The organism is Pseudoalteromonas sp. (genome assembly GCF_018402495.1).
GTDB lineage: Bacteria > Pseudomonadota > Gammaproteobacteria > Enterobacterales > Alteromonadaceae > Pseudoalteromonas.
Genome location: NZ_JAGYIU010000010.1, coordinates 1 through 1,917 on the forward strand (window position 1 = coordinate 1; position 1,917 = coordinate 1,917).

General features: G+C 38.4%; 3 protein-coding genes. All 3 read left to right on the forward strand.

All coding sequences use genetic code 11. From position 1 onward, the window contains the following. Positions 1-502: glycosyltransferase (locus tag KG708_RS17390; RefSeq protein WP_213611894.1), on the forward strand; the 502-nt coding region annotated here is incomplete at its 5' end. 166 nt (positions 503-668) lie between these two features. Then, positions 669-1,505, forward strand: coding sequence for an FkbM family methyltransferase (locus KG708_RS17395; RefSeq protein ID WP_213611896.1), 837 nt, complete (start codon positions 669-671; stop codon positions 1,503-1,505). After that, a partial coding sequence (locus tag KG708_RS17400; RefSeq protein WP_213611898.1) for a hypothetical protein occupies positions 1,505-1,917 on the forward strand: 413 nt, incomplete at its 3' end. The genes KG708_RS17395 and KG708_RS17400, both read left to right, overlap by 1 nt.

Sequence of the window (1,917 nt, forward strand, 5' to 3'; positions counted from 1 at the left end):
AGGTTTTATGGAAACCTTAGAGGCTTTGGCAATTTTTAAACAAAAGTATCCAGCTCATCGATTTCAATATAGCATTATTGGTTCAGGAGAGTTATATGAACCCCTCATGTTCGCCATTCATCAATTAGGATTGAGTAACGAAGTAAGACTGGTGGGTGCGCAACCACATGAGGCTGTATTAAACGCTATGAAAACGGCAGATATCTATATGCAATACAGTCAAACCGAAGGATTTTGCAATGCGGTGCTAGAAGCGCAGGCTTCGGGTTGTTTTTGCATTGTGTCCGATGGCGGTGCACTGCCGGAAAATGTAGTTGATGGTATTACTGGCTTTGTGGTACCCAAACGTGAGCCGCATAGTTTGGCCCAAGTCCTGCTAAAAGCGATAGAATTATCGGATCAAGAACGTGAGTATATCATTACGAATGCCGGAACAAGAATTGAACAAGCGTTTAGTTTAAAGGCACAGCAGGAAAAGTTCTCAGCATTTTATCAATCATAAAAACAGATTGTCATTTTAAAACTATGACGGCGCAGGTGCTTTAAAATATTTAAACTGTTGATTCAATTAAAGATTGGCATAGGTTAAGTTTGTAAATATTGCTATTTTGCCATTCTTGAAAAGCGTACATTTATTACTTAAAAATGAAGTTATTAAAACTTACCATATGAACCCGTTTGTAGTCACCTTGTATAATAGTATTCCGGCATCGCTGAAGAAGCGATTTGGTCAGTCTGCTAAACTAAAATGGCTGAGAACTTTACTGCTTCAAACTAACAATACTTATAAAACTTCAACAGTTCAGGTAAGCAGAATGTACGGTACCCAACCGGTTACTTTTAAGTTTGTAGCTCCTGTAAAAATTGCGGCCAGAGCATTGCAAAGGGGCATTGAAAATACCTTATTGAACAATAGTATAAGCTTGTTTAAACAACAGCAATGGTCTGATAATGCAGTAATATTTGATGTAGGCGCCAATTTTGGGTACCTGAGCCTGGTTTGGTCGCAAACACTTGCTAAAAACGGACAAGTATTTGCTTTTGAAGCGAATACATGGGTGAGTGATTGTTTGGTCAAGTCGGTTTTTCAAAATGATTTACAACGTACCATCACAGTGGTTAATAATGCAGTAGGCGATGTTTGTAAGCCGGTTCAGTTGTTTTTGAATCATTCCAGTTCTAACGTTTTAGATCTGCATCATATTGACAATTCGGTGACCATTGATATGATTTCCATAGACAGTTATGTTAAGCAACAAAATATCTCAGGTTGTGATTTGATTAAAATAGACGTGGATGGTATTGAACCGGCCATTTTAAATGGTGCCAAAGAAACCATTTTAAAGTTTCAGCCTATGGTAATTGTTGAAACTAATAACAATATGGACATCATTACATGGTTTGAAAATATTGATTATCATATTTTAACTATGAAGCTGGAGCCGTACATAAAAGGTGATGTGCTGCCTCCTAATATTTTTTGCCTACCTAAAACAGCTCTCTAATGCCTTTTAGTGTTCTATCCTATCTGCAACCGGTACATTACTTTAGACTCAAAAAGTCCGACGGCGTTTATGCCTTTCCGCAAGTTCAGGCTTTACCGGAATTCATTTTAAAACAACTACCTGAAGACTTAGGGTACCACACCAAGCTTGCGAGAGATTACGATAGATCATGGCAAGCTTTACACCGTGGCTATATAGGTAGTGCAGCTAGCTATCAAGAATTTGAAACGCTACCTTTAGCCGACAATTACCACTTTGCCTTTAAATATTTTAGTAAATGGTGGGTATTATGGGTGTTGCTGATGCGTTTGGGCAGCTTGCACCAGCCGTTTAAGGAATTGAAAGCCTACCTGCAATCTCGTAAAACACCAAGATATAATGCGATTAATACACCGCTAAAACAGGTTTCGCT